General features: G+C 35.5%; 1 protein-coding gene. It reads right to left on the bottom strand.

Features of this window, described 5'->3' with window-relative positions:
- A partial coding sequence (gene mqo, locus CEX73_RS02220) for a malate dehydrogenase (quinone) (protein ID WP_101626970.1) occupies positions 1 to 1,496 on the bottom strand: 1,496 nt, incomplete at its 3' end.
- Positions 1,497 to 1,531: the final 35 nt, after the last annotated feature.

Raw genomic sequence — 1,531 nt, forward strand, 5'->3', positions numbered from 1 at the left:
AGGCGGATATGATTAGTTAGTATGATATTATCGTTTAAAGCTTGACCGTAAGATGGAATTATCTCATTAATTTTTTGCTGCCAAGCGTCACTAGTCATTTGTTTTTTAAACATAATACCCAACAATTCGAGCATGATATATGCTGCGGTAGAAGCTCCAGGTGATGCACCAAGCAATGCAGATAATGCTCCATCTTCAGTACTAATTATTTTAGTACCGAACTGCAGGATACCACCTTTTTCAGTATCTTTTTGTATGATTTGAACTCGCTGACCTGCTGGTATCATAGCCCAATCTTTTAACTGAGCTTCCGGATAATATTCACGTAGAATGCTAAGTATCTTTTTTTCTGACATCATTATTTGACTGATTAGATATTTTATTAGCTGTAAATTATTTTTACCAACATGTAACATCGGTAGTATATTTTGACAAGTTAGTGAATTAAATAAATCTAACGATGAACCCTGCTTAAGAAATTTACTACTAAAAGTAGCAAATGGGCCAAAAAATAGCATTAACTTACCATTGATAATACGCGTATCAAGATGGGGAATTGATATCGGCGGTGCTCCTAAGGAAGCTTTCCCATATACTTTCGCTTTATAACTGCTAACTATAGTCGGGTTAGTAGTCACAAGAAATTTTCCTCCTACTGGGAAACCCGCATAACCATTAACTTCGGTAATGCCTGATTTTTGTAATAAATTTAATGATGCTCCTCCCCCGCCAATAAAAACATAACGTGAGTGTACTTTAGTTTGGTAATTACTGTTGTTACAATTAGCAACACATATGGTCCATGTTTTATCTATGTTACGTTTAATATCTACTACATTATGTTTGAGATACAGATTACAATTAGGATTACGTTGTAATGAAGTGAATAGTTGTTTAGTAATTTCGCCAAAATTTACATCTGTACCCATTACCATACGCGTAGCTGCCACTTTTTGACCTGAATTTCGGCCATCCATAATTAGTGGCGCCCACTGACGTATTTTCTGATAATCTTCAGAGAATTCCATTCCCCGGAACAAAAGACAACTCTGTAGCGCCTTAAAACGTTTATACAAAAAGCAAATATTTTCATTACCCCAGACTAAACTAATATGTGGCATATTATTAATAAAAGATTGTGGAGAGTTGAGAAGTTGATTCTTCACCAAATATGCCCAGAATTGGCGCGAAACTTCAAAAGATTCGTTGACTGATATTGCTTGTGATATATTAACTGAGCCATCTAATTTGAGTGGAGTATAATTGAGTTCACAAAAAGCAGCGTGTCCAGTACCAGCATTATTCCAGACATTTGAACTTTCTTCAGCCACATTGTCTAAACGTTCATATATATAAATAGTCCAGTTAGGTTCAAGAACTTGCAGATAAGTAGCAAGTGTAGCGCTCATAACCCCGCCACCAATTAGCACTATATCTACTGTTATATTATCTGTAGTACTAGTTAGAGACGATTTAGCTGAAGTAGTCATAATCATATTAAAGCCTGTCAATTGTCCATGGAGTTTGTTGA

Source organism: Candidatus Palibaumannia cicadellinicola (assembly GCF_002855795.1).
Taxonomy (GTDB): Bacteria; Pseudomonadota; Gammaproteobacteria; order Enterobacterales; family Enterobacteriaceae; genus Baumannia; species Baumannia cicadellinicola_C.